The following is a 22,518-nucleotide window of genomic DNA, read 5'->3' as shown; positions in this document are numbered from 1 at the left end:
GATTCCCCGCGCCCTCTTTCGACCCACGCTTCAAGGAGCGACGCATGAAGAAACTGACCCCTCTCGTTCTTTCCCTGGGCATGGCCCTGGCCGCCGTCACGGCTCACGCCGCCGATAACATGGGCAAGGACAACATGGCCAAGGACGGTATGGGCAAGGACGGCATGGGCAAGGACGCCATGTCCAAAACCGCGCCCGCCAAGGACGCGATGAAGAAGGACGGCATGAAAAAGGATGCCATGGCCGGCGACAGGATGAAGCACGATGGCATGAAGAAGGACACCATGTCGAAGGACGGCATGGGCGATGGCATGAAGAAATAGCGCCCCGCGCCTATCCCCGCAGCTGGCCGTAGTCCACGATCCGGCCCGCCAGCGCGCTGGCGGCCACCGAATACGGGCTGGCCAGCCATACGCTCCCGGGTCCCGAGCGGCCCGGGAAATTGCGGTTGATCGCGCTGATGGTGACCTGCGAGGCCGAGGTCGACTGGCCCGGCCCGCAGTTGGCGCACGAACCGCAGCCCGGCATTACCAGCTCCACGCCGGCACGCTCGAAAACGTCCAGGTAGCCGCGCTGCTCGCAATAGCGCTTGACCTCCATCGTGCCGAACTGCAGGTAGAAACGGGTGTGCGGCGCGATGCGCAAGCCCTGGTCCAGGCCCCATTTCAAGACCTCGTGGTAGGCGTCGAAATCGGCCCGCTTGCCGCCGGTACAGGAACCGCCGTAGGCGATGTCGACCGCAACGTCGCCGTCCAGCTCGGCAATGGCCACGCCGTTGCCCGGATCGCCCGGGCGGGCCGCCATGGGCCGCACGCTCGCGCCGTCGATGTGGATCACGCGGCGGTAGGCGGCATCCGCGTCGCTGGCCATCCAGTCCTCCAGCGCGAAGTCGACGCCGCGGCGTTCCTTCAGGAAAGCGACGGTGCGTTCGTCCGGCTCGACGATGCCGGTGAATCCGCCCAGCTCGGCCACCATGTTGGTCAGCGTGGCGCGCTCGTCCACCGACATGGCGCGCACCGCCTCGCCGCCGTATTCGAACACCGCGCCGATGGCTTCGCCGTTGCGCACCGCCTCGGACCGCAGCAGCACCAGCACGATGTCCTTGGCCGTGACGCCGGGCGCCAGCGTGCCCGAGATCTCCACGCGCAACGTTTCCGGCACCTTGCAGCGCACGTAGCCGGTCGCCCAGCTGTTGGCCATGTCGGTCGAGCCCACGCCGAACGCCAGGCAGCCCAGCGCGCCGGCATGCGGCGTATGCGAATCGGTGCCGGCCACGACCTCGCCCGGCAGCGCGTGGCGCTCGGCCATCAGCGCATGGCAGATGCCTTCGGAGCCGCTGCCGTCGGGCAACTGGCCGTAGTGGCGCACCGGATAGTCGTCGATGAAATCATGGTGTCCCTGCACCAGGGTCGCCACGCGCGGCAGGAGGCCGCCCTTGACGTGCGGCACGCTCTGCGGCGCCAGGACCAGGTGGTCGTGGAAGGCCACGATGCGGTCCGGATCGCGCAGCGGCGCCGGCTTGCCGTAGGCCAGGTGCATCAGGTGCGCGCTCATGCCGGTGAAGTAGTCGTGGCTGAAGCGCCAGTCGGCGCGGATGAACACACCGCTGCCGCGTCCCGCCTCGACGGTGTCGGGATGCAGGTGCCGGTGGATGATCTTCTCGACCAGCGTCAGCCCCTTGCCCGCGGCGCGCGGCGTGGACCCCGTGTCGGCGCGCAGCGCCTGCCGGCTGTAGGCCATCAGCCCGCCGCTGCGGATGATCGCCTGGGTCAGCGCGTCGCGGCCGTTCAGGAACCGCTCGATGGGAATGGCTTCGCCGGCCTCGATCCGGCGCAGCACGTCGAAATCGGTCGTGGTCAGAATGCCGATGTTGTCGCAGTTCTGCTGGTAGATGCGCTCGAAGCTCTCGGCCACGATCAGCCGTATGCCGGCCGACAGCTCGGCCAGCGGGCTGTGCTCGCGCGACGAACCCTTGCCGTAGCGCTTGCCCGCCACCGTGATGCCGAAGCCGCCCTGGCGCACGGCGTCCTCGCCTATGGGCAGTTCGTCGCCGGCCTTCAGCCCGACGTAGGGGTAGCGGCCCAGGCGCTCGTCGTAGACCAGCATGGTCGTGACCGGCGTGATCTCGTCGGTCGAGACGTCGTCGCGCAGCGGTCCGGCCTGGGCGAGCGAGACCGATTCGCCGGCCAGCTGGCGGCGGATACAGGACGGATCGCGCGACAGGTAAAGCACGCGGCCCTCGAAACGGATGCTGTCTTGCATGAACGACTCCTTTCCCGAACTGTAGGGGAGGGGCCGTCCATGCATAAAGCCTCGTTTCGACACTCCAGCCATCTCGCTCCGAGATCGCTGGCCGGCGTCACTCCTGGCGGAACAGGTGGGCCACGCCCAGGGCGTTCTCGGCCGGCACCATGAAGCGGCCCGGGCCGTCCACGACGGGGAAGCCCGCCTGCGCCACCCATGCCCGCGCCGCGGCCAGGTCGCGCACGCCGAAGGTCGCGGCCACGATGGCCGGGGCCGGCGCCATCAGCGTGCCTGGCAATTCGACGCCGGCCTGCTCGGGCCCCATGAAGCGCAGGGCCGTCACCACCGGCAGCCGGATCAGGAACGAACCGTCGTCCTGCCGGACGCTGGGCTGGCCGCTCAGCACCGCGTAGCGCGCGGCGGTCTGCTCGGGGTTCTCGGACACCAGCAGGATCTCGGCCAGCGAGGTCGCGCCGTTGGCGTGGCCCAGGTAGCGGGGCTGGTGGACGTATTCGGGATTGCGGTGGCGGGCAGCCTGGATCAGTCCCTCGGGCGTGGCGGCGCTGTCGAAATGCACGCAGTCGAAGCGCGCCGTGCGCATGCCGTCCTCGGTACCGATGTCGCGCTGCAAGGTGATCACGCCCGAATTGGCGACCTTGCTGTCCTCCAGGCGCCGATGCACGGTCTCGGCATCGGTGCAGCCGAAGCAGATGATGTGGGCGCCCTGGAACTTGTCCACGAACCGCTCCCATCCCCAGTCCATGGCGCCGGGGTTCACGATGCCCAGCACCTCGATGTAGTTCTTCGGGAAGATCGCGCAGCGGTTGCCGGTCGCCATGGGAACGGGCGCCTCGCCCGGCGCCTTGGAACCGGAATGCACGGAGAGCGGGCTCAGGGTGAAACCCAGGCGCTCGTACAGGGCGCAAGCCTGGTCCATGTCGCGCACGGCGATGCCCAGGTGATTGACCGAATCGATGTCTCCGCTCATTGGAACCTCCTCTGTTTCGATGGCATCCATACTGGCACCGCGCCGCCGCCACGGTCTTGCGCCGGAGTGCAACGCCGCTTGTCACCCAGCGCAATGCGGCGCAGGACATTCTTGCGCATGCGGTACTGCACTCCACGACAAGAGCGCGGCGGCGGTGGACGCCATACTCGCTGCGGGCAAGCAACGGAGTTCGACATGGGCGGTGATGCAAGCGGGTTCGTGGAAGTCGGCCTGGCGGAGGGGCGATTGCGTGGCGCGCGCCGGGACGGCGTGCTGTGGTTCTCGGGCGTGCCCTATGCCCGTCCACCCTTGGAGTCCTTGCGCTTCGCCCCGCCCGAGCCGCCACGGCCGTGGACGGGTACGCGCGACGCGACCGGCGCCATGCCCATCGCGCCGCAGGCGGCCTCGCGGCTGGCGGCGGTGATGGGCGACTTCTCGCGCGAGCAGAGCGAGGACTGCCTGCAACTGACGATCGCCACGCCGGGCCTGGACGGCGGCCACCGGCCCGTGATCATCTGGCTGCACGGCGGCGGATTCTCCAGCGGCGGCGGCGGGCTGGACTGGTACGACGGCTGCCGGCTGGCGCGCGAGGGCGACGCCGTGGTCGTGGGCGTGAACTACCGGCTGGGGGCGCTGGGCTACCTGTACGCGAACGGACTCTCACCCGGCAACCTGGGCCTGCTGGACCAGGCCCAGGCCATCCGCTTCGTGCGCGAACACGCGCACGATTTCGGCGGCGATCCGAACGCCATCACGCTGATGGGCCAGTCGGCCGGCGCCAACGCGATTGCCGCGCTGTTCGCGGGCGGCCATGCCGGGCCGGGCATACGCCGGGCCGTCCTGCAAAGCGGCGCCTACGGCATCGGGACGCTGGACACGGCGCGCGCGGGCGAGATGGGTGAACGCTTCCTCCACCACCTGGGCCTGGCGGATGCGCCGGGCCGCGCGCGGGACCTTTCCGTGGCCACCATCCTGGCCGCGCAGGGCGCCGTCGCGCGCGAGACCGCGCAACTGGGAGAAACGGCGCCGCCCTTCCATCTGCTGGCCGATCCGCCCGGCCTGCCGGCGGACTTCCGCTTCGACACGCTGGCAGCCGACGCCATGGCCGGCGTGCAGATCCTGGTGGGCGTCACGGCCCGTGAATGCCAGGCCTTCTTCGCGCGGGACCCGCGCATGGCCGGCTTGGACCACGACGGCGCGCAGGCGCGGCTGCGGGCGCTGTACGGCGACGCGGCGGCTGGCGACTACGCCCGCCGCCGTGAAGCCCGCCCCGACATCCACGCGGCCGACCTGTTCAGCGACTGGATCTCGGATCACGTCTTCGATGCGCCGACGATCCAGTTTGCGGACCGCGCCTCGGCGGCGGGCGCCGACGTGTATTTCTATCGCTTCGACTGGCAGGCACCCGCGTCCGGCTTCGGCAGTTGCCATTGCCTGGAACTGCCCTTCCTCATGGGCACCGCGCGCGCCTGGAACGGCTCGCCCATGCTGGAAGCGGCCGACCCACAGGCGATCGACCGCCTGTCGGCCACGATGCGCGCGGCCTGGCTGGCCTTCGCGCGCGACGGCGTGCCGGCGGCACCATCGCTGCCCGCGTGGCCGCGCTATGCACGGGACACGCGGCTGGCCATGCACCTGGACGACGCGCCGCGCGTGGGGAGCGCGCATGCCTGAGACGACGCTCCCGGCCACCGTGATACGCGGGGTGACCCTGGTCGATCCGGAAGCGGCCGGCCAACCGTTCCAGGCGGACCTGACCATCGCGGGCAAGCGCATCGCGCGCATCGTCCCGCACGGCACGATGCCGCTTCCTTCCACGGCGCGCGTCGTCGACGGCTCGCGCTGGCTGGCCGTGCCGGGCCTGGTCAACGCGCACTACCATTCGCACGACGTCCTGCTCAAGGGATGCTTCGACGTGATGTCGCTGGAGCGCTGGACCTTCCGCGCGCTGCCGCGCTACTTCCCGCCGCGCTCGGACGACGAGCTGCGCCTGCGCACGCTGGTGGGCGCGGCCGAATGCCTGCTGGGCGGCATCACGACGGTGCAGGACATGCTGAGCCTGTGGCCGCTCGACCGGCGCCAGATCGAGGTCGTACGGCGCGCCTACGAGGACGCCGGCCTGCGCGTCGTGCTGGGCATGCAGGTGGCGGACGTGGGCGCGCTGGACACCATGCCCTTCCTGCGGGACGTCCTGCCGGCCAAGGCCGCGTCGCTGGCCGCCGGTCCGCCGCCGCCGGCCGGCATGCGCGACGCCGTGGCCGAGATGGCGGACATCCTGGCCGCGCATCCCGCGCGGGACGACGACCGGCTGAGCTGGGCCGTCTGCCCGTCCAGCCCCGAGCGCTGCGGCCCGGCGCTGCTGACGGCCCTGCGCGATCTTGCCCGCGAGCATGGGCGGCGCATGTTCTCGCACGTGGCCATCTCGCGCATGGAAGCGGTGGCCGCGCGCGAACTGTTCAAGGCGGACGGCGGCTCGCCCATCCGCTACCTGGCGCGGCTGGGCCTGCTGGGGCCCGAGCTGACGCTGGCGCACGGCGTCTGGCTGGACCGCCGCGACATGGCCATGCTGGCGAAATCCGGCACGCGCATGGTGCTCAACCCCATGAGCAACCTGAAGACCAAGAATGGCATCGCACCGCTGCGCCGCTACCTGGACCACGGCGTGGGCGTCGCGCTGGGTTGCGACAACTGCTCGTGCTCGGACGCGCAGAACATGTTCCAGGCCATGAAGCTGGCCGTGCTGCAGGCGGCCATCACCGGCCACGACGAAGGCCCGCCCCATGCCGCCGACGCCCTGCGCGCCGCCACGCTGGGCGGCGCGCAGGCCCTGGGCCTGGAGCGCGACATCGGCCGGCTGGCGGAAGGCCGCAAGGCCGACATCACCTTCCTGGACCTGCGCGATCCGGTGTACCTGCCGCTCAACGACGCGGCGCGCCAGGTGGTCTTCGGCGAAAGCGGACGCGGCGTGGCCGCCGTCATGGTCGACGGACGCATGCTGGTGGAAAACGGCCGCCTGGCTTCCATCGACCTGGAAGCCGTCCGGCGGGAGTTGGTCGGCCTTCTGCCCACGCTGGAACGCGATGCCCGCGAAGCCGCCGCGCGCGCCGCCCGCCTCGACCCCTACCTGCGACGGGCCCAGGAACAGGCACTGGGCGTGAAGCTGGGCATGCGCCGTTTCGCGGAGCTTGCCTCACGGGGCTAGGGAACAACCCCCAGGCGGACGTGCACCAGGACTCAACCAGTCATGCGCTGACGCGCAAGCGCCTGCCCGCGAACCCTTCCACTATGCCCCTGCACAACACCAAGACGTTCCGACAACCTCCCGCCTGGGGAACCCCATGAAACGCATCCATTTCCGACTCGCCCTGGCCACGCTCGCCGCTGGCCTGGCACTGACCGGCGCCGGTGCCGGCGCGGCCGAACCCACCATCCGGATCGGCGTGCTGAGCCCGAACACCGGCCCCTACGCCGCCATCGGCGAGGACGTCCGCAACGGCTTCCAGCTCTACGTCGACGAAATAGGCGCCAAGGCCGGCGGTGCCCGGCTCGAACTGGTCTTCGAGGACTCCCAGGCCAAGCCCGACGTGGGCCTGACCAAGGCCAGGAAACTGGTGGAAAGCGACAAGGTGGCCTTCCTGGGCGGCGTGGTCTCGTCCAGCGTCGCCTACGCCCTGCGCGACTACGTGGTGGAAAAGAACATTCCCTACGTCGTCTCGGTGTCCAGCGCCGACGGCCTGACGCAGCAACTGGCCGCGCCCAACATCTTCCGCACCAACAGCTCCGGCAGCCAGGCCAGCCATCCCTTCGGCAAGTGGCTGTACGACAAGGGCTATCGCCGCCTGGTCCTGGTCGCCACCGGCTACGCCGCGGGCTTCGAGCAGACCGGCGGCATCGCCCGCACCTTCACCCAGGCCGGCGGCAAGATCGTGCAGACGCTGTATCCGCCGCTGGGCACCGCCGACTTCGCGCCCTTCCTGTCCAGCATCAAGGTCAAGGACGCCGACGCCGTGGCCGCGGTGTTCGCCGGCTCGGAAGCCATCAAGTTCGTCAAGCAGTACGACGAGTACGGCCTGAAGGGCACGCTGCCCCTGGTCGCCTCCAGCATGCTGACCGATGACATGATCCTGGAGGCGCAGGGCAAGTCGGCCCTGGGCATCCTGTCGTCGTCGCACTATTCGGCCCGCGTGAAGACGCCGGAGAACGAGGCCTTCGTCAAGGCCTACCAGAAGCGCTTCGGCCGCACGCCCACCTTCTATTCGGAGGGCTCGTACGTGGCCGCGCGCGCCATCGGCGAGGCCATCAAGGCCCTCAAGGGCGACGTCTCGGACAAGAGCAAGGTGAACAAGACGCTCGCCGGCGTGAAGTTCGCCGCGCCGCGCGGGGCATTCCGCTTCGACGACTACCGCAGCCCCGTGCATGACATCTATGTGTTCGAGGTCAAGCGGGTCGATGGCAAGCTGGTCAACGAACCCGTGGCGAAGGTGCCGGACGTCTCGCAGTTCTACACCTGGCAGCCGAAGGAATTCATGGAGATGAAGCCCTACCGGGACATCGCCAACGAGTGGGCGAAGTAGCGAGCGGGCCGTTCCATGTCTTTCTACTCGATCCAGATACTGAACGCGCTGTCGCTGGCGATGCTGCTGTTCCTGATCGCCGCGGGCCTGTCCATCATCTTCGGGCTGATGCGCATCATCAACCTGGCCCACGGCTCGTTCTACCTGCTGGGCGGCTACTGCGGGCTGAGCGTGCTGGCACGCACCGGCAGCTTCTGGCTGGCGCTGCTGGCCGCCGCCGTCGTCGTCGGCCTGGTCGGCATCGTGCTGCAGCGGCTGTTGCTGCAACGCGTGCAGAACAACGAGCTGGGCCAGGTGCTGATGAGCTTCGGCGTGCTGCTGGTGATCTCGGACTTCGCCTTGTGGTTCTGGGGCGGGCTGCCGCAGACCCTGGAGCGTCCGGAGTTCCTGGACGGCGCGCTGCGGTACGGCGGCATGGTGTTCCCCAAGTACCGCGTGGCGCTCATCGCCTGCGGCGCCGCCGTCGCGCTGGCCCTGTGGCTGCTGATCGAGAAGACCCGCATCGGCGCCATCATCCGCGCCGGCGTGGACGACCCGGGCATGGTGCGCGCCCAGGGCATCGACATCCGCCTGGTGTTCACGCTGGTGTTCGCCGCGGGCGCGGCCCTGGCGGGCGTGGCGGGCGTGCTGGGCGGCGCCATGCTGGGCATTTATCCCGGCGCCGATTTCGAGGTCATGCTGCAGGCCTTCGCCGTGGTCGTGATCGGCGGCCTGGGCAGCTTGAAGGGCGCGCTGTACGGCAGCCTGCTGATCGGGTTCGCCGACACGCTGGGCAAGGCCTTCATACCCGAGCTGGCCATGTTCACGATGTTCGTTCCCATGGTGGCCATGCTGGTCATCCGGCCCAACGGCCTGTTCGGCCGCGCATGAGGCAAGCCATGACCGCTTCCCGATTCTCTTTCTCCTCCCCCTGGCTTGCCACGGCGCTGGGCACCGTCGCGCTCGTCGTGCTCGGGCAGGGGCTGTCGTCGTACGGCGCCGGACTCGTCATCGACTGCCTGGTGTTCGCCATCCTGGCGCTCGGCCTGAACCTGCTGCTGGGCTACGCCGGGCTGCCGTCGCTGGGGCATGCCGCGTACTTCGGCGTGGGGGCCTATACCGCCGGGCTCGTCTACCTGCACGTGTCCACCAACTTCTGGCTGGCGGCCGCCGCCGCGATCGTGGCCAGCATGGCCGTGGCCGCGGTGTACGCGCTGCTCGCGCTCCGGACCACGGGCGTCTACTTCCTGATCATCACGCTCGCGCTGGGCCAGATCACCTGGGCCACGGCCTTCTCGTGGCGCTCGGTCACGGGCGGCGACGACGGACTGCGCGGCATCGGCCGGCCGGACCTGGGCCTGCCCGGCCTGTCCGTCGCCGACACCGACGGCTACTACCTGCTGGTCGTCCTGGCCACGGCCGCCGCGCTCTGCCTGATGGCCATCCTGGCGCGATCTCCATTCGGCCACGCGCTGCGGGGCATCCAGCAGAACGGTCCGCGCATGGCGGCCCTGGGCTACAACGTCTGGCTGTACAAGTACCTGGCCTTCATCATCTCGGCGGGCTTCGCCGGCTACGCGGGCGTGCTGTTCGTCTTCTACAAGGGTTTCGTCAGCCCCGAGTCGGTCGGCATCGTGATCTCGGCCGAGATCACGCTGATGGTCATCATAGGCGGAGCCGGCACGCTGGCCGGGCCGGTGCTGGGCGCCTTCATCGTGATGCTGCTCAGCCACCTGGTCAGCGGCTTCACCGACCGCTGGATCACCTGGCTGGGCCTGCTGTACGTGGCGGCCGTGCTGTTCGCGCCGCGCGGCATCGTCGCCCTGGCCCACGACCTCGTGCGCATCCGGAGGGCTTCATGAGATCCGCGGCGGTACAACTCGATGGCATAGGCATTTCATTCGGCGGTCTGCGCGCCGTGTCCGACGTCTCGCTCGACATCGCGGTGGGCGAGCGCCGCGTGCTGCTGGGGCCCAACGGCGCGGGCAAGACCACCCTGTTCAACATGATAGGCGGGCAACTGACGCCGACCGACGGCAAGGTGCGGCTGTTCGGCGAGGACGTGACCGCGCTGGCGCCGCACCGGCGCGCGCACAAGGGCCTGGCGCGCACCTTCCAGATCACCTCGCTGTTCCAGGACGCCAGCGTGGAAGAGAACGTCCATCTGGCGGTGCGGGCCTTGTCGTCCACCCGCTACGGGATGATGCGCGGCGCCGCCCGGCCCGGCCCGGTCTGGGAACGGGTGCGCGCGCTGCTGGACGACTGGCGCTTCACCGCCGATCGCCGCACGCGCGTGTGCGACCTGTCCTACGGCGACCAGCGCAAGCTCGAACTGGCCATGGCGGTGGCCGGCGAACCCCGGGTGCTGCTGCTGGACGAGCCGACCTCGGGCCTGTCCGCCATGGAAACCGAAAGCGTCGTCACGCTGATCAAGGAACTGCCGGCCGACGTCACCGTGATCGTGGTCGAACACGACATGGACGTGGCCTTCGAGGTGGCCGACCGCTTCACCATCCTGCAGAACGGCCAGATGGTCATGACCGGCACGGCCGAGGAAGTGCGCAACAACGCCGAGATCCGGCGCATCTATTTCGGTGAAGGCGAATGACCACGACGCATCCCCGCTTGCTCGACGTCGCGGACGTCCACACCTACTACGGCCCGAGCTACATCCTCCAGGGCGTGACCCTGGGCGCCGCCCAGGGCGAGGTGGTCGCCATCCTGGGGCGCAACGGCGTCGGCAAGACTACCCTGGTCAGCACGCTGGCGGGTTTCGTACCGCCGCGGCAGGGGAAGATAAGTATCGGCGGAATCGATATCACGGGCACGCCCCCGGAACGCATCAGCCGGCAGGGCATCGCGCTGGTCCCGCAAGGGCGGCGCATCTTCCGTTCGCTGACGGTGCACGAGACCCTGGAACTGGGCAGCAACCTGCGCCGCTACGACCGAGAAGGCTTGTCGTGGACCAAGGACGAGGTCTATGCCGCCTTCCCCCGCCTGGCCGAGCGACGTAACAACCGGGCGGGCGGCCTGTCCGGCGGGGAGCAGCAGATGCTGGCGGTCGGCCGCGCGCTGGTCGGCTATCCGCGCGTCGTGCTGCTGGACGAACCGACCGAGGGGCTGTCGCCGCTGCTGGTCAAGGAACTCCACGCCGTGCTGGTCGAGGTCAAGCGGCGCGGCTCGACGCTGCTGCTGATCGAGCAGCGCCTGAAATTCGCAATGGCGCTGGCCGATCGCGTCCTGCTGGTGAACAAGGGGCGCATCGTGTACGAATCCACGCCCGAGGCCCTGCAGGCCGCCGAGGAGGTCCGGGACCGCTACCTCGGCGTCTGATCCCCTACCTGGCAACCAGGGAATACGAGGCCCCGCCCGGCGGCCATCGGCGTCCAGTCTGTGTTACGTTGGACGAGCATGGTCCGATGCGCTCGCCGCAGCCGGGCGGGAACCTGGAGGAACGCCATTCAATGGGTACGCATATCGGACACCCGCCGCAGGACGTGTGGGGCGCCATGCCGGGCGGGCCGTTCGGTAGCCAGGACGTCGTCAGTTCGGATAACGTCGAGCAGTACACCAAGCTGGTCAGCAGCCAGATCGCCCGGGTCGAGATCGGCACCGCCAGCCGCAACCGCTTCCAGCACCAGATCGCGCGCACCAGCGTCGGCCCGCTCAACTTCATCTACATCCGCTCCGATCCGCTCGAAATCCACCGCACGGCCCGGTGCATAGAACGCGACAACCAGAACGACTACCTGGTCGGGATCAACCTGGTGGGCAACGCCGTCGTCAGCCATCCGCACCAGCGGACGGTGGTGGACGCCGAAAGCCTGTTCCTGCTGGACAAGGCCATTCCCTACCGGTCCACGCACGACGACGCCACCGCGCGCATGCTGGTGTCCGTCCCGCGCCGCCTGCTGGAAAGCCGGCTGCCCGACCCCAGCCATTTCCTGTCGGTCACGCCCAGCATCCGCAACGGCATCGGCCGGCTGGCGGCTCACCATCTGGGACTGCTGGCGCAGGAAGGCCTGCTGCTGAACAACAACACGCGCATCCAGGCCATCGACATGGCGCTGGACCTGGTGGGACTGGCGTTCCAGGGCGGCGAGGCCGCGCCCGACCCCGAGGCCGGCGCGCCGCCCCAGAGCAGCGCCATCCTGCTGTCGCGCGCCAAGGCCTACCTGCGCTGCCACCTGGACGATCCCGACATGGATCCGGCCACGGTCGCCAAGGCCATGAACATTTCCAAGCGCTACCTGCACAAGCTGTTCTCGACCGCCGACACCACTTTCGGCACCTGGGTCCGGGAAGAACGCCTGACGCGGGCCAACGCGATGCTGGTGGACCCGCGCTTCGACCACATCTCCATCACCGAGATCGCGCTGCGCCAGGGCTTCAACGACATTCCGCATTTCAGCCGCCAGTTCCGCGCGCGCTACGGCTATCCACCGCGCATGGCGCGCACCGACGCCATACGCATGACGCAGTGCCCCCCCGCCATCGGCGACGGCAGCCCTCTCCAATCGTCATCCCACGCCGCATCCGGGGCTCCTATCATGGAAGCCCGCCGGCCCCAGGCCGGCCCGCGATGATGGATGACCACGCATGCCGCGCACGCTCTACGACAAACTCTGGGACACGCACGCCTTTGCCGCCGAACCCGACGGCACCTGCCTCTTGTACATCGACCGGCACCTGATCAACGAGGTGTCCAGCCCACAGGCCTTCGAGGGCCTGCGGCTGGCCGGCCGCGCGCCGTGGCGGGCCGATTCCTGTCTGGCGATCGCCGACCACAACGTCCCCACCACCGACCGCAGCCAGGGCATCGACGATCCGTTCTCGCGCGCGCAGGTGGGCGCGCTGGAGGACAACGCCCGCACGTTCGGCCTGACCTTCTTCGGCATGCAGGACCGGCGCCAGGGCATCGAGCACGTGGTCGGCCCCGAACAGGGCGCGACGCTGCCGGGCATGACGGTGGTGTGCGGGGACTCCCACACCAGCACCCACGGCGCCTTCGCCTGCCTGGCGCACGGCATCGGCACCTCGGAAGTCGAGCACGTGCTGGCCACGCAAACGCTGATCGCGCGCAAGATGAAATCCATGCTGGTGCGCGTGGAAGGCACGTTGCAGCCCGGCGTGGTGGCCAAGGACATCGTGCTGGCGCTGATCGGCCGGATAGGCGCGGCCGGCGCCACCGGCCACGCCATCGAATACGCGGGCTCGACGATACGCGCGCTGTCGATGGAAGGCCGCATGACCATCTGCAACATGTCCATCGAGGCCGGCGCGCGGGCCGGCATGATCGCGGTGGACGACACCACCATCGACTACCTGCGCGGCCGGCCGTTCTCGCCGTCGGGCGGGCAGTGGGACCAGGCCGTGTCCTGGTGGCGCACGCTGCGCTCGGACGACGGCGCGGTGTTCGACACGGTGGTGGAGATCGACGCGGCCTCCATCCTGCCGCAGGTGACCTGGGGCACCTCGCCCGAGATGGTCGTGGCCGTGGACGGCAAGGTGCCGGATCCCGACACCGAAGCCGATCCGGTCCGCCGCGAGGGCATGCGCAAGGCGCTGGCCTACATGGGGCTGGCCGCCAATACGCCCATCGCCGACATTGCCCTGGACAAGGTGTTCATCGGCTCGTGCACCAATTCCCGCATCGAGGACCTGCGCGCCGCCGCCGCCGTGGTCAAGGGCCGCCGCAAGGCGCCGAACATCCGGCTCGCGATGGTGGTGCCCGGCTCCGGGCTGGTGAAGGCGCAGGCGGAACAGGAAGGCCTGGACCGCGTCTTCATCGACGCCGGTTTCGAATGGCGCGAATCCGGCTGTTCCATGTGCATGGCCATGAACGCCGACCGGCTCTCGCCGGGAGAACGCTGCGCCTCGACTTCCAACCGCAATTTCGAAGGCCGGCAGGGCGCCGGCGGCCGCACGCACCTCGTCAGCCCCGCGATGGCGGCGGCCGCGGCCATCGCCGGCCGCTTCGTCGACGTGCGCGCGCTGTAAGGAGTCCATCATGGAAAAATTCGATCGCCTGCAAGGCCTGGTCGCACCGCTTGACCGCGGCAACGTCGACACCGACGCCATCATTCCCAAGCAGTTCCTCAAATCCATCCGCCGCACGGGCTTCGGCCCCAACCTGTTCGACGAATGGCGCTACCTGGACCAGGGCGAGCCTGGCCAGGATTGCAGCGGCCGCCCGCTGAATCCCGACTTCGTGCTGAACGAGCCGCGCTACCAGGGCGCGACCATCCTGCTGGCCCGCGCCAACTTCGGCTGCGGCTCCTCGCGCGAACACGCGCCGTGGGCCTTGCAGCAATACGGTTTTCGCGCCGTGATCGCGCCCAGCTTCGGCGACATCTTCTACAACAACGCGATGCAGAACGGCCTCCTGCCGGTGGTGCTGCGCGAGGACGAAGTGGATGCGCTGTTCGCGCTGGCGACGCGGGAACAGCCGGTGCAGCTGCTGGTCGACCTCCAGGCGCAGACCGTGTCCGGTCCGGACGGCTCGCCCTCCTTCGGCTTCGACATCGCGCCGTTCCGCAAATACTGCCTGCTGAACGGCCTGGACGACATCGGCCTGACGCTGCGCAAGGCCGACCAGATCCGCGCCTTCGAGGATGCGCACCTGCGGACGTACCCCTGGCTGTCGCCCGCGCGCCGGAGCGCCTGAGCGCGTTGCCCCCTGTCGCCCGCCGTGCCACAATCCGCGCAGCGACAGGAAGGCAAGACCATGAGCAATCTCGTCCGTAAACTCGACCTGACCTCGCTGCGCCTGTTCGTCGCCGTCTGCCAGGAACGCAACATCGCGCGCGCGGCCGAACGCGAGGCCATCGCGCCCTCGGCCGTCAGCCGCCGCATCGCCGAGATCGAAGGCGTGATCGGGCAGCCGGTCATCCACCGCGAATCGCGCGGCATCTCGGTCACCCCCATAGGCGAGGCCGTGTATCGCCACGCACGGGAAGTCCTGGCCGACATCGAACGCATGGAAGCCGAGCTGTCCCAGTACGCCACCGGCGCCAAGGGCACGATACGCATCGTCGGCAACATGTCGTCCATCGTGCAGTTCCTGCCCGAGGACATCGCCGCCTTCAAGCGCGTCTTCCCCGACGTGGACATCCAGATCGACGAACAGACCAGCAGCGAGGTGCTGCGCAGCCTGACCGAAAGCGATTTCGACCTGGGCTTCTCCAACAAGGTCCCGGGCATCGAGCGGCTCGAGCACCTGCCCTACCGCAGCGACCGCCTGGTACTGGCCGTGCCGCGCCGCCATCGCCTGGCCAAGGCGCCCGTGGTGCGCCTGCGCGATTTCATGGACGAGAACATCGTCGGCATGGGGCAGGGGACGTCGCTGACGCAATTGCTGGTCAAGGAAGCCGGACGGCTGGGCGCCACGCTGCACGTCAAGATCAGCGTCAGCAGCCTGGACGCGCTGTGCCGCATGGTCCACGTCGGCCTGGGCGTCGCAGTCGTGCCGCAGCACAGCGGCGAACTGTACGTGGGCACGCTGGACCTGGCGCTGATCCCCATCGACGAACCCTGGGCCGCGCGCGAACTCTTCGTGGTCTTCCGGCAGCGCGAGGGCCTCTCGGCCCCCGCTGCCGCATTAGTCGACTTCTTGATGAGCCGCTAAAGAGCTACTTGGCAATGGGCATGGCGAATTCCGCGCCCTTCTCGATGCTGCTCGGCCACCGCTGCATGATGCTCTTCTGCTTCGTGTAGAAGCGCACGCCTTCCTCGCCGTAGGCATGCATGTCGCCGAACAGCGAACGCTTCCAGCCGCCGAAGCCGTGCCAGGCCATGGGCACGGGAATGGGCACGTTGATGCCCACCATGCCGACCTGGATGCGGCGGCCGAATTCGCGCGCCACGTTGCCGTCGCTGGTGAAGCAGCTCACGCCGTTGCCGAATTCATGGGCGTTGATCAGCTCGACCGCCGAGGCGAAGTCGGGCACGCGCACGCAGGACAGCACGGGGCCGAAGATTTCCTCGCGATAGATGCGCATGCCGGGCTTGACGTGATCGAACAGCGTGCCGCCCATCCAGAACCCGCGTTCGCAGCCCGCGCCGGCCGAGGCCGCGTCGAAGCGGCGTCCGTCCACCAGCAGTTGCGCGCCTTCTTCCACGCCCACGCCGATGTAGTCGCTGATGCGGCGATGCGCGCCGGCATGCACGATGGGGCCCATCTCGGCATCCAGCTCCATGCCGTTCTTGACCTTCAGCGCATGGGTGCGCTCGATCAGGCGCGGCACGATGCGGTCCGCCACGTCGCCCACCAGCACCGCCACCGAAATGGCCATGCAGCGTTCGCCGGCCGAGCCGTAGCCCGCGCCCACCAGCGCGTCCACGGCCACGTCCAGGTCGGCGTCGGGCATGACCACCATGTGGTTCTTCGCGCCGCCCAGCGCCTGCACGCGCTTGCCGTTGCGCGCGCCGGTCTCGTAGATGCTTTGCGCGATGGGCGTGGAACCGACGAAGGACACCGCGGCCACGTCGGGGTGGGCCAGCAGCGCGTCCACCGCTTCCTTGTCGCCCTGCACGACGTTGAACACGCCGTCGGGCAGGCCGGCTTCCTTGAGCAGCTCGGCCATGATCAGCGAAGGCGTCGGATCGATGGGACTGGGCTTGAGCACGAAACTGTTGCCGGCGGCGATGGCCACGGGGAACATCCACATCGGCACCATCACCGGGAAGTTGAACGGCGTGACGCCGGCCACCACGCCCAGCGGCTGGCGCAGCGTCCAGTTGTCCATGCCGGTGGAAACCTGGTCGGTGAACTGCGTCTTGAGCAGCTGCGGAATGCCGCAGGCGAATTCGACGATGTCGATGCCGCGCGCGACTTCGCCCTGCGCATCGGTGAACACCTTGCCGTGCTCGGCGGTGATCGCGCGGGCCAGCTCGTCCTTGTGGCGGTTCAACAGCTCCAGGAAGCGGAACATCACGCGCGCCCGGCGGATGGGCGGCACGTCGGCCCAGGCGGGGAAGGCGCGGCGGGCGCTGGCGACGGCGGCATCGACGTCGGCGGCGGTGGCCAGCGCCACCTGGCCGGAGACGGCGCCGGTGGCGGGGTTGAAGACGTCGGCGACGCGCGATCCCTGCGCGGGCATCTTGCGGCCGTCGACCCAGTGGACGATGGAAGCGGACATGGCGGTCATCCTGAGAAGAAGAAATCGAGGATCCCAGTCTAGGCCCGCGCCGCCGATTGGATAAGCCGGCCGAAGCCGATTAAAGTGTTCAATATCTTGAACAATCCGAACGGAAAAAAATGGCTGCCGACATCATCGGGCCGTGGGTGGCCGACATCCACCTGCTGACAGTGTTGGCCGAGACCCGCAGCTTCACCCAGGCGGCGCGCCGCCTGGGCCTGTCCAAGGCCTCGGTCAGCATGCGCATCGTCGCGCTGGAGCGCGCGGCCGGCGTGCCGCTGGTCCAGCGCACGACGCGTTCGGTGGTGCTGACCGATGCCGGCCGGGAACTGGTGGCCGACGCCGCGCCGGCGTTCGAGCGCATCGACGCCGGCTTCACCGCGGTGAAGGACCTGTCGGGCACGCCGCGCGGCACGGTGCGCGTCACCGCCCCCGTGGCCCTGGGCAGGCAGCACATCTCGCCACGGCTGGCGGCGTTCTTCCGCGGCTATCCCGACGTGCGCATCCACCTGGACCTGACCGACCGCTTCGTCAACCTGGCGCAGGAAGGCTACGACCTGGCCATCCGCCACACGGCGGCCGCGCCCGAAAGCTATGTCGCCTGGCCCCTGTGCGAGACCCGTTCGCTGCTGGTGGCCAGCCCCGCCTACCTGCGCCGGCGCGGCGCGCCCCGGCATCCGCGCGACCTGGCCGACCACGACTGCGTGCTGTACCTGGGACCGGGCGCCGACACCTGGACCTTCGTTCCGGCCGGCGACGCGCAGGCCGACACGCTGTCGGTGCCCGTGCAAGGCCCCTTGAAGGCCAACAACAGCGAGGTCCTGCGCGACGCGGTGCTGGACGGACTGGGCATCGGCCTCCTGCCCGATTTCAGCGCGGCGCCCGCCATGCGCCGGCTCAGGCCGGTACTGCCGGACTGGCGCGTACAGGGTTTCTTCGGCAACCAGCTGTATGCGCTGCGCCCCTGGGCGCCACGCGTGCCGCGCGCGGTGCAATGCTTCGTGGAATACCTGCGCGAGTCGATGGCGCCGGGTTTCCCCTTGCCGGACTAGCAAGGAGCCAGCGGTCCACGGCACAACTTTTCACGGCCTCATGCCGCCGCGCGGTCCGCCAGCATGAAGGCCAGCGCCTCGGCACAGGACTGCTCCACCTTCAGGGTCAGCAACTCGTCGGCGCGCGTGCGCCCCAGGTTGACCGCCGCGACCGGCAGGCCGGCCTGCGCGCCCGCGCGCACGTAGCGATAGCCGGAATGCACCATCAGCGACGAGCCTACCACCAGGATGGCATCGGCCTCGTCCAGCGCGCGCAGTACCGTCGCCACGCGCGGCGCGGGCACCTGTTCGCCGAAGAAGACGACGTCCGGCTTCAGGATGCCGCCGCAGGCGGGACAGGGCGGCACGGCGAAACGGGAGAAATCCACCGCCTCCAGGTCCGCGTCGCCATCCGGCGCATCGGCCGCGTCCAGCGCGATCCAGGCCGGGTTCATGGCCTCCAGCCTCTGCTGGAACACGGCGCGCGGTTCGCGGTGCACGCAATGCATGCAGCGGACCTGGTCCAGCCGGCCATGCAGGTCCACCACCGCGCGGCTGCCCGCCGCCTGGTGCAGGCCATCGACGTTCTGGGTGACCAGGAGCCGCATTCTCCCGCTGGCCTCCAACCGCGCCAGCGCGCGATGAGTGGCGTTGGGCCCGGCCTTCCCGAAGCGGCGCCACCCGATCATGCTGCGCGCCCAGTAGCGCGCCCGGGCCGGATCGTCGCGCATGAAGACCTGGAAGTCGATGGGCGGCGTACGTTTCCACTGGCCATCGGCGTCGCGGTAGTCCGGGATGCCCGAGTCCGTGCTGCACCCGGCACCGGTCAGCACGAACAGGCGTTCGTGCCGGCCCACGAACGCGGCCAGGGCGGAGGAAGAAGCGAATACATCCATGAACGGCTCCAGGCAGGCGACCAGAATACCCGATGCGAGCCTCCAGGGCCTGTGGATAACCTCTAGGAAGCAGGGGTGTGCACACAATGTTGAGCCTTTGTGGATAACTTCGCTTTCGTCTTCGGTCGAAAAACTTGTCCAATTTCCGGGTACACCATGTGGACAAGGTTATCCACATGCTCAAAAATTAGGCAAACCGTTGAATCGAAAAGGATTTTTTGAACGGTCGAAGTTATCCACAGGCTCCTATTAACTACTACGAATTGGATAGATAGTTTTGGGATAAAGCTCAAACATCTTTTCTTCCTATTGCCACGAGGGCCGCAAGCGGCCCGGGGCGCCGCTACGCGGACGCCGGTTGACCCCGCCGGGTCGAACACCTAGCATCCAGGCGTCCCATCCCTATAAGTAAGTACGGAGCACGCGATCCGCCATGCGCATCCTGCTGGTCGAAGACGAACCCGAACTGGCCCGGTGGCTGTCAGGCACGCTGGCCAGGCATGCCGGCTTCGTCGTGGAATGGGCCGACGACGGGGTGGTTGCCGAAAAGCGCCTGCAGGTCGAGGACTTCGATGCCGTCGTCCTGGACCTGGGACTGCCCGGACTGGATGGCCGCACGCTGCTGGCCAGGCTGCGCGCCCGCGACGACCGCACGCCGGTCCTGATATTGACCGCGCGCGATTCCCTGACGGAACGCGTGACCACCCTGCACGAAGGCGCGGACGATTTCCTTCCCAAGCCCTTCAACGTGGCCGAGCTGGAAGCCCGGCTGCTGGCGCTGATACGGCGCAGCCGGGGCAGGGAACATCCACGCCTGGCCTGTGGATCGCTGGTCTTCGACCTGGCGGCCCAGAAATTCCTGCTGGACAACCAGCCCCTGGCCCTGTCGCCCCGGGAACACGCGGTTTTGCGGGCCCTGATCCAGCGTAGCGGCGAGCCCATGACCAAGCAGCAGATCCTGGACCGGGTATTCGACGATGACCGCGACGTCGGGCTGGACGCCATCGAGGTGATCGTCCACCGGCTGCGCAAGCGCCTGGGCGACACCGGCGTCCGTATCGTGACCCTGCGCGGGCTGGGATACAGCCTGGAACCCGCGTGACGGCTTCCTCGTCCGGAACCCCCCTCTTGCCGGCCCGGCCACGGCGCCGCAGCCTGAAGACCACCCTGCTGTGGTGGCTGCTTCCCGTCCTGGCCGTGGTGGCCGGCGGTGGCCTGTGGCTGTCGGTCAGGCTGCTGGACGACCTGACCAATGCCGCCTACGACCGTTCGCTGGCAGGCGCGCTGCGGGCCATAGACCTGAACATATCGACGGAAAGCGGCGGGTTGGCAGTGGAACTGCCCTACAGGCTGCTGCAATTCTTCGAATTGACCGCCAGCGGCAACGTGTATTTCAGGGTGTCCACCGAGGACAACCTGACCGAGATCGGCAATCCCTCGCTTCCCATGCCGGCGCATGCGCTGGTGTCGGGCCAGGCGGAATTCTTCAATGCCGAGTATTTCGGCGAACCCGTGCGCGTGGGCGTGCTCGCGCGCCGGCTCGATCCGCCGTTGTATGGCGCGAAAGACCGCCAGCGGGTGGTCATCCAGGTCGCGGAAAGCATCGAATCGCGGGCAGCCTTCACCCGGGCCGTGCTGATGCGCGCGATCGAGCGCGATACGCTGCAGATCCTGTTGAGCGCGATCCTGCTGACAGGCGGGGTGATCATCGCGTTGCGCCCGCTGGTGCGTTTGAGCGAGGAAATCGACGCGCGCGATCCCGACGACCTGAGGCCCGTCGACGACAGCCAGGTGCCGGCCGAGGTCCAGCCGCTGGTGTCCGCCATCAACCGGCATATCGCGCGGCACGACGCCCAGGCTCGCGCGCAGCGCCAATTCCTGGACGATGCTTCCCATCAGTTGCGCACGCCGTTGACCGTGCTCAAGACCCAGGTGGATTTCGCGCTGCGCGAGAACGATCCGCAGGCGGTCCGGCAGGTCTTGCAGGCCATGCATGCCGGGGTGGACCGGTCCATACGGATGGCCAACCAGATGCTGGCGCTGGCCCGCGTCCATGATGCCTCGCTGGCCGAGGGGGGCCTGCCTTTCGTGCCGACGGACCTGGCCGAGCTGGCCGGGGAGTGTGTGCGCAGCCTGTTGCCGGCCGCGCGTGCCAAGCAGCTGGACTACGGCATCGAGGCACCCGAGGAAGCCTTGTGGATGCCGGGGTTGCCCGTGCTGCTGCGCGAAGCCGTGCTCAACCTGCTGGACAATGCCATTCGCTACAGCCCCGAGGAAGGCATGGTGACGCTGACGCTGCTGCGCGAGCCCGGGCAGTTCGTGCTGCGGGTGGAGGACAGCGGGCCGGGCATGCCGGTATCCGACATCGAGCGGGCCGGCGTGCGGTTTCGCCGCGGCGAGTCCGGCAAGGGCAAGCCGGGCGCCGGCCTGGGACTGGCCATCGCGCAGCGGATCGCGGGCCTGCACAAGGGCAGACTGGTGTTGGAAAACCGGGAACCGGGCCCGGGCCTGCGCGCGTCCCTGGTTTTCCCCAGGTCTTGAATGTTGCTTCGCAGCACGAAAACACGGGAAATTGAAAGCCGGTTGAAAGCCCCGTGTTCGTACAGTCGCCTCGGTGCGGCCTGACAGCCGCGACATCGACAACAACGACAAGGAGGTGACTGATGAAACCCACAGTCCGACTGCGGGCGGCGGCGTGTGCCGCGGCCATGGCCTTCGCGGGACTGGCCGCGCAACCGGCGGCCGCCGCGCCCGAACGGCCCGAGTGCATCGCCCCCGCCAAGCCCGGCGGCGGTTTCGACCTGACCTGCAAGATCGCCCAGAGCGGCCTGCAGGAAGGCAAGTACCTGAGCGCTCCGATGCGATCGGTGTACATGCCCGGCGGCATCGGCGCCGTGGCCTACAACACCATCATCGCCCAGCGTCCGGCCGAGGCCGGCACCATCGTGGCCTTCTCGGGTGGTTCGCTGCTGAACATCGCCCAGGGCAAGTTCGGCCGCTACACCGAATCCGACGTGCGCTGGGTATCGGGCATCGGCACCGACTACGGCGCGGTCGTGGTGCGCAAGGACGCCCCCTGGAAGGATCTCAAGAGCCTGATGGCCGCCATCAAGGCCGATCCCACCAAGGTGGTGTTCGGCGCCGGCGGCACCATCGGCAGCCAGGACTGGATGAAGGCGGCGCTGACCGCGCGTGCCGCCGGCATCGACTACAAGACCATGCGCTTCGTCGCCTTCGAGGGCGGCGGCGAGACCCTGACGGCCTTGCAGGGCGGCCATGTGCAGGTGTATTCGGGCGATGCCGGCGAGGTCGCGTCCGTGCTGGACGCCGGCGTGCCCATCCGCATCCTGGCCGTGTTCGCCGACCAGCGCCTGCCGGGCCGGCTGGCCGACGTGCCCACCGCCAAGGAGCAGGGCTTCGACATCCAGTGGCCCATCATCCGTGGTTTCTACGTGGGACCGAAGGTCGCGGATGCCGACTATCAGTGGTGGGTGGGTACCTTCGACAAGATGATGGCCACGCCCGAATTCGCGAAGTTGCGCGAACAACGCGGCCTGTTTCCGTTCAACAAGACCGGCAAGGAGCTGGACGGCTACATCAAGCAGCAGGTTGCCGAGTACCGCAAGCTGGCCGACGAGTTCGGACTGGTGCGTAAATGAGCGGCGG

Annotated in this window: 20 protein-coding genes; 16 read left to right on the top strand and 4 right to left on the bottom strand. The window is 68.7% G+C overall.

Features of this window, described 5'->3' with window-relative positions; genetic code table 11:
- Positions 1–44 precede the first annotated feature (44 nt).
- Positions 45–323, top strand: coding sequence for a pentapeptide MXKDX repeat protein (locus WKR98_RS04535; protein WP_341432195.1), 279 nt, complete (start codon positions 45–47; stop codon positions 321–323).
- A gap of 10 nt (positions 324–333) precedes the next feature.
- On the opposite strand, the gene WKR98_RS04530 is transcribed toward WKR98_RS04535, so the two are convergent.
- Positions 334–2,262 carry an aconitase family protein gene (locus tag WKR98_RS04530; RefSeq protein WP_341432194.1) on the bottom strand — a complete coding sequence of 643 codons (1,929 nt, stop codon included), beginning with the start codon at positions 2,260–2,262 and terminating at the stop codon, positions 334–336.
- 97 nt (positions 2,263–2,359) lie between these two features.
- Positions 2,360–3,232: a VOC family protein gene (locus WKR98_RS04525; RefSeq protein ID WP_161568018.1), complete on the bottom strand. Its 873-nt coding sequence runs from the start codon at positions 3,230–3,232 to the stop codon at positions 2,360–2,362.
- A 195-nt stretch (positions 3,233–3,427) separates the two neighbouring features.
- Between WKR98_RS04525 and WKR98_RS04520 the strand changes: the two genes are divergently transcribed.
- The 11 genes from WKR98_RS04520 to WKR98_RS04470 all read left to right on the top strand — a co-directional run bounded on the left by WKR98_RS04520 (position 3,428) and on the right by WKR98_RS04470 (position 15,412).
- Entirely contained in the window at positions 3,428–4,906 is a 1,479-nt protein-coding gene (locus tag WKR98_RS04520) for a carboxylesterase/lipase family protein (protein WP_124692065.1), read from the top strand.
- The gene (locus WKR98_RS04515; RefSeq protein ID WP_341432193.1) at positions 4,899–6,434 is read left to right on the top strand and encodes an amidohydrolase family protein; all 1,536 of its coding nucleotides are present in this window, start codon (positions 4,899–4,901) and stop codon (positions 6,432–6,434) included. The genes WKR98_RS04520 and WKR98_RS04515 overlap by 8 nt, the downstream gene beginning before the upstream one ends.
- 136 nt (positions 6,435–6,570) lie before the next feature.
- Positions 6,571–7,806, top strand: a complete 1,236-nt coding sequence (locus WKR98_RS04510) for an ABC transporter substrate-binding protein (RefSeq protein WP_124692063.1) — start codon at positions 6,571–6,573, stop codon at positions 7,804–7,806.
- A gap of 15 nt (positions 7,807–7,821) precedes the next feature.
- On the top strand, positions 7,822–8,676 hold the full coding sequence (locus WKR98_RS04505) for a branched-chain amino acid ABC transporter permease (RefSeq protein ID WP_124692062.1): 855 nt from the start codon (positions 7,822–7,824) through the stop codon (positions 8,674–8,676).
- Positions 8,677–8,684: 8 nt separating this feature from the next.
- Positions 8,685–9,647, top strand: a complete 963-nt coding sequence (locus WKR98_RS04500) for a branched-chain amino acid ABC transporter permease (RefSeq protein ID WP_341432192.1) — start codon at positions 8,685–8,687, stop codon at positions 9,645–9,647.
- Positions 9,644–10,393: an ABC transporter ATP-binding protein gene (locus WKR98_RS04495; protein WP_341432191.1), complete on the top strand. Its 750-nt coding sequence runs from the start codon at positions 9,644–9,646 to the stop codon at positions 10,391–10,393. Before WKR98_RS04500 ends, WKR98_RS04495 begins: the two co-directional genes overlap by 4 nt.
- Positions 10,390–11,118: an ABC transporter ATP-binding protein gene (locus tag WKR98_RS04490; protein WP_341432190.1), complete on the top strand. Its 729-nt coding sequence runs from the start codon at positions 10,390–10,392 to the stop codon at positions 11,116–11,118. The genes WKR98_RS04495 and WKR98_RS04490 overlap by 4 nt, the downstream gene beginning before the upstream one ends.
- 131 nt (positions 11,119–11,249) lie before the next feature.
- A complete protein-coding gene (locus tag WKR98_RS04485) occupies positions 11,250–12,371 on the top strand; it encodes a helix-turn-helix domain-containing protein (protein WP_341432189.1) in 1,122 nt (373 codons plus the stop codon).
- Between the two features lie 13 nt (positions 12,372–12,384).
- Positions 12,385–13,785: a 3-isopropylmalate dehydratase large subunit gene (leuC, locus tag WKR98_RS04480; RefSeq protein ID WP_341432188.1), complete on the top strand. Its 1,401-nt coding sequence runs from the start codon at positions 12,385–12,387 to the stop codon at positions 13,783–13,785.
- A gap of 10 nt (positions 13,786–13,795) precedes the next feature.
- Positions 13,796–14,452, top strand: a complete 657-nt coding sequence (gene leuD / locus WKR98_RS04475; RefSeq protein ID WP_341432187.1) for a 3-isopropylmalate dehydratase small subunit — start codon at positions 13,796–13,798, stop codon at positions 14,450–14,452.
- Between the two features lie 60 nt (positions 14,453–14,512).
- A complete protein-coding gene (locus WKR98_RS04470; RefSeq protein ID WP_341432186.1) occupies positions 14,513–15,412 on the top strand; it encodes a LysR substrate-binding domain-containing protein in 900 nt (299 codons plus the stop codon).
- 4 nt (positions 15,413–15,416) lie between these two features.
- Here the strand turns inward: WKR98_RS04470 and WKR98_RS04465 are convergent, their stop codons facing one another.
- Positions 15,417–16,925, bottom strand: a complete 1,509-nt coding sequence (locus WKR98_RS04465) for a CoA-acylating methylmalonate-semialdehyde dehydrogenase (protein WP_124692054.1) — start codon at positions 16,923–16,925, stop codon at positions 15,417–15,419.
- A gap of 119 nt (positions 16,926–17,044) precedes the next feature.
- On the opposite strand from WKR98_RS04465, the gene WKR98_RS04460 reads away from it, so the two are divergent.
- The gene (locus tag WKR98_RS04460) at positions 17,045–17,977 is read left to right on the top strand and encodes a LysR family transcriptional regulator (protein ID WP_341432185.1); all 933 of its coding nucleotides are present in this window, start codon (positions 17,045–17,047) and stop codon (positions 17,975–17,977) included.
- 38 nt (positions 17,978–18,015) lie between these two features.
- Here WKR98_RS04460 and WKR98_RS04455 read toward each other — a convergent pair whose 3' ends face one another.
- A complete protein-coding gene (locus tag WKR98_RS04455) occupies positions 18,016–18,852 on the bottom strand; it encodes an NAD-dependent protein deacetylase (RefSeq protein WP_341432184.1) in 837 nt (278 codons plus the stop codon).
- Between the two features lie 433 nt (positions 18,853–19,285).
- Between WKR98_RS04455 and WKR98_RS04450 the strand changes: the two genes are divergently transcribed.
- The 3 genes from WKR98_RS04450 to WKR98_RS04440 all read left to right on the top strand — a co-directional run bounded on the left by WKR98_RS04450 (position 19,286) and on the right by WKR98_RS04440 (position 22,511).
- Positions 19,286–19,954 carry a response regulator gene (locus WKR98_RS04450; RefSeq protein ID WP_124692051.1) on the top strand — a complete coding sequence of 223 codons (669 nt, stop codon included), beginning with the start codon at positions 19,286–19,288 and terminating at the stop codon, positions 19,952–19,954.
- A gap of 26 nt (positions 19,955–19,980) precedes the next feature.
- The gene (locus tag WKR98_RS04445) at positions 19,981–21,393 is read left to right on the top strand and encodes a sensor histidine kinase (RefSeq protein WP_445936091.1); all 1,413 of its coding nucleotides are present in this window, start codon (positions 19,981–19,983) and stop codon (positions 21,391–21,393) included.
- 122 nt (positions 21,394–21,515) lie between these two features.
- Complete coding sequence (locus WKR98_RS04440) at positions 21,516–22,511, top strand: Bug family tripartite tricarboxylate transporter substrate binding protein (protein ID WP_124692050.1); 996 nt, start codon at positions 21,516–21,518, stop codon at positions 22,509–22,511.
- Positions 22,512–22,518 lie beyond the last annotated feature (7 nt).

This window comes from Pigmentiphaga sp. YJ18, from assembly GCF_038066655.1.
Taxonomy (GTDB): domain Bacteria; phylum Pseudomonadota; class Gammaproteobacteria; order Burkholderiales; family Burkholderiaceae_B; genus Pigmentiphaga.
Note: the sequence above shows the minus strand (reverse complement) of the source record. Positions and strands in the feature narration are given on the sequence as shown.

What these genes read in the sequence shown, in the direction of transcription:
- WKR98_RS04535 (WP_341432195.1), top strand. Translation starts at nt 45, where the DNA reads ATGAAGAAACTGACCCCTCTCGTTCTTTCCCTGGGCATGGCCCTGGCC.
- WKR98_RS04530 (WP_341432194.1), bottom strand. Translation starts at nt 2,262, where the DNA reads ATGCAAGACAGCATCCGTTTCGAGGGCCGCGTGCTTTACCTGTCGCGC.
- WKR98_RS04525 (WP_161568018.1), bottom strand. Translation starts at nt 3,232, where the DNA reads ATGAGCGGAGACATCGATTCGGTCAATCACCTGGGCATCGCCGTGCGC.
- WKR98_RS04520 (WP_124692065.1), top strand. Translation starts at nt 3,428, where the DNA reads ATGGGCGGTGATGCAAGCGGGTTCGTGGAAGTCGGCCTGGCGGAGGGG.
- WKR98_RS04515 (WP_341432193.1), top strand. Translation starts at nt 4,899, where the DNA reads ATGCCTGAGACGACGCTCCCGGCCACCGTGATACGCGGGGTGACCCTG.
- WKR98_RS04510 (WP_124692063.1), top strand. Translation starts at nt 6,571, where the DNA reads ATGAAACGCATCCATTTCCGACTCGCCCTGGCCACGCTCGCCGCTGGC.
- WKR98_RS04505 (WP_124692062.1), top strand. Translation starts at nt 7,822, where the DNA reads ATGTCTTTCTACTCGATCCAGATACTGAACGCGCTGTCGCTGGCGATG.
- WKR98_RS04500 (WP_341432192.1), top strand. Translation starts at nt 8,685, where the DNA reads ATGACCGCTTCCCGATTCTCTTTCTCCTCCCCCTGGCTTGCCACGGCG.
- WKR98_RS04495 (WP_341432191.1), top strand. Translation starts at nt 9,644, where the DNA reads ATGAGATCCGCGGCGGTACAACTCGATGGCATAGGCATTTCATTCGGC.
- WKR98_RS04490 (WP_341432190.1), top strand. Translation starts at nt 10,390, where the DNA reads ATGACCACGACGCATCCCCGCTTGCTCGACGTCGCGGACGTCCACACC.
- WKR98_RS04485 (WP_341432189.1), top strand. Translation starts at nt 11,250, where the DNA reads ATGGGTACGCATATCGGACACCCGCCGCAGGACGTGTGGGGCGCCATG.
- leuC (WP_341432188.1), top strand. Translation starts at nt 12,385, where the DNA reads ATGCCGCGCACGCTCTACGACAAACTCTGGGACACGCACGCCTTTGCC.
- leuD (WP_341432187.1), top strand. Translation starts at nt 13,796, where the DNA reads ATGGAAAAATTCGATCGCCTGCAAGGCCTGGTCGCACCGCTTGACCGC.
- WKR98_RS04470 (WP_341432186.1), top strand. Translation starts at nt 14,513, where the DNA reads ATGAGCAATCTCGTCCGTAAACTCGACCTGACCTCGCTGCGCCTGTTC.
- WKR98_RS04465 (WP_124692054.1), bottom strand. Translation starts at nt 16,925, where the DNA reads ATGTCCGCTTCCATCGTCCACTGGGTCGACGGCCGCAAGATGCCCGCG.
- WKR98_RS04460 (WP_341432185.1), top strand. Translation starts at nt 17,045, where the DNA reads ATGGCTGCCGACATCATCGGGCCGTGGGTGGCCGACATCCACCTGCTG.
- WKR98_RS04455 (WP_341432184.1), bottom strand. Translation starts at nt 18,852, where the DNA reads ATGGATGTATTCGCTTCTTCCTCCGCCCTGGCCGCGTTCGTGGGCCGG.
- WKR98_RS04450 (WP_124692051.1), top strand. Translation starts at nt 19,286, where the DNA reads ATGCGCATCCTGCTGGTCGAAGACGAACCCGAACTGGCCCGGTGGCTG.
- WKR98_RS04440 (WP_124692050.1), top strand. Translation starts at nt 21,516, where the DNA reads ATGAAACCCACAGTCCGACTGCGGGCGGCGGCGTGTGCCGCGGCCATG.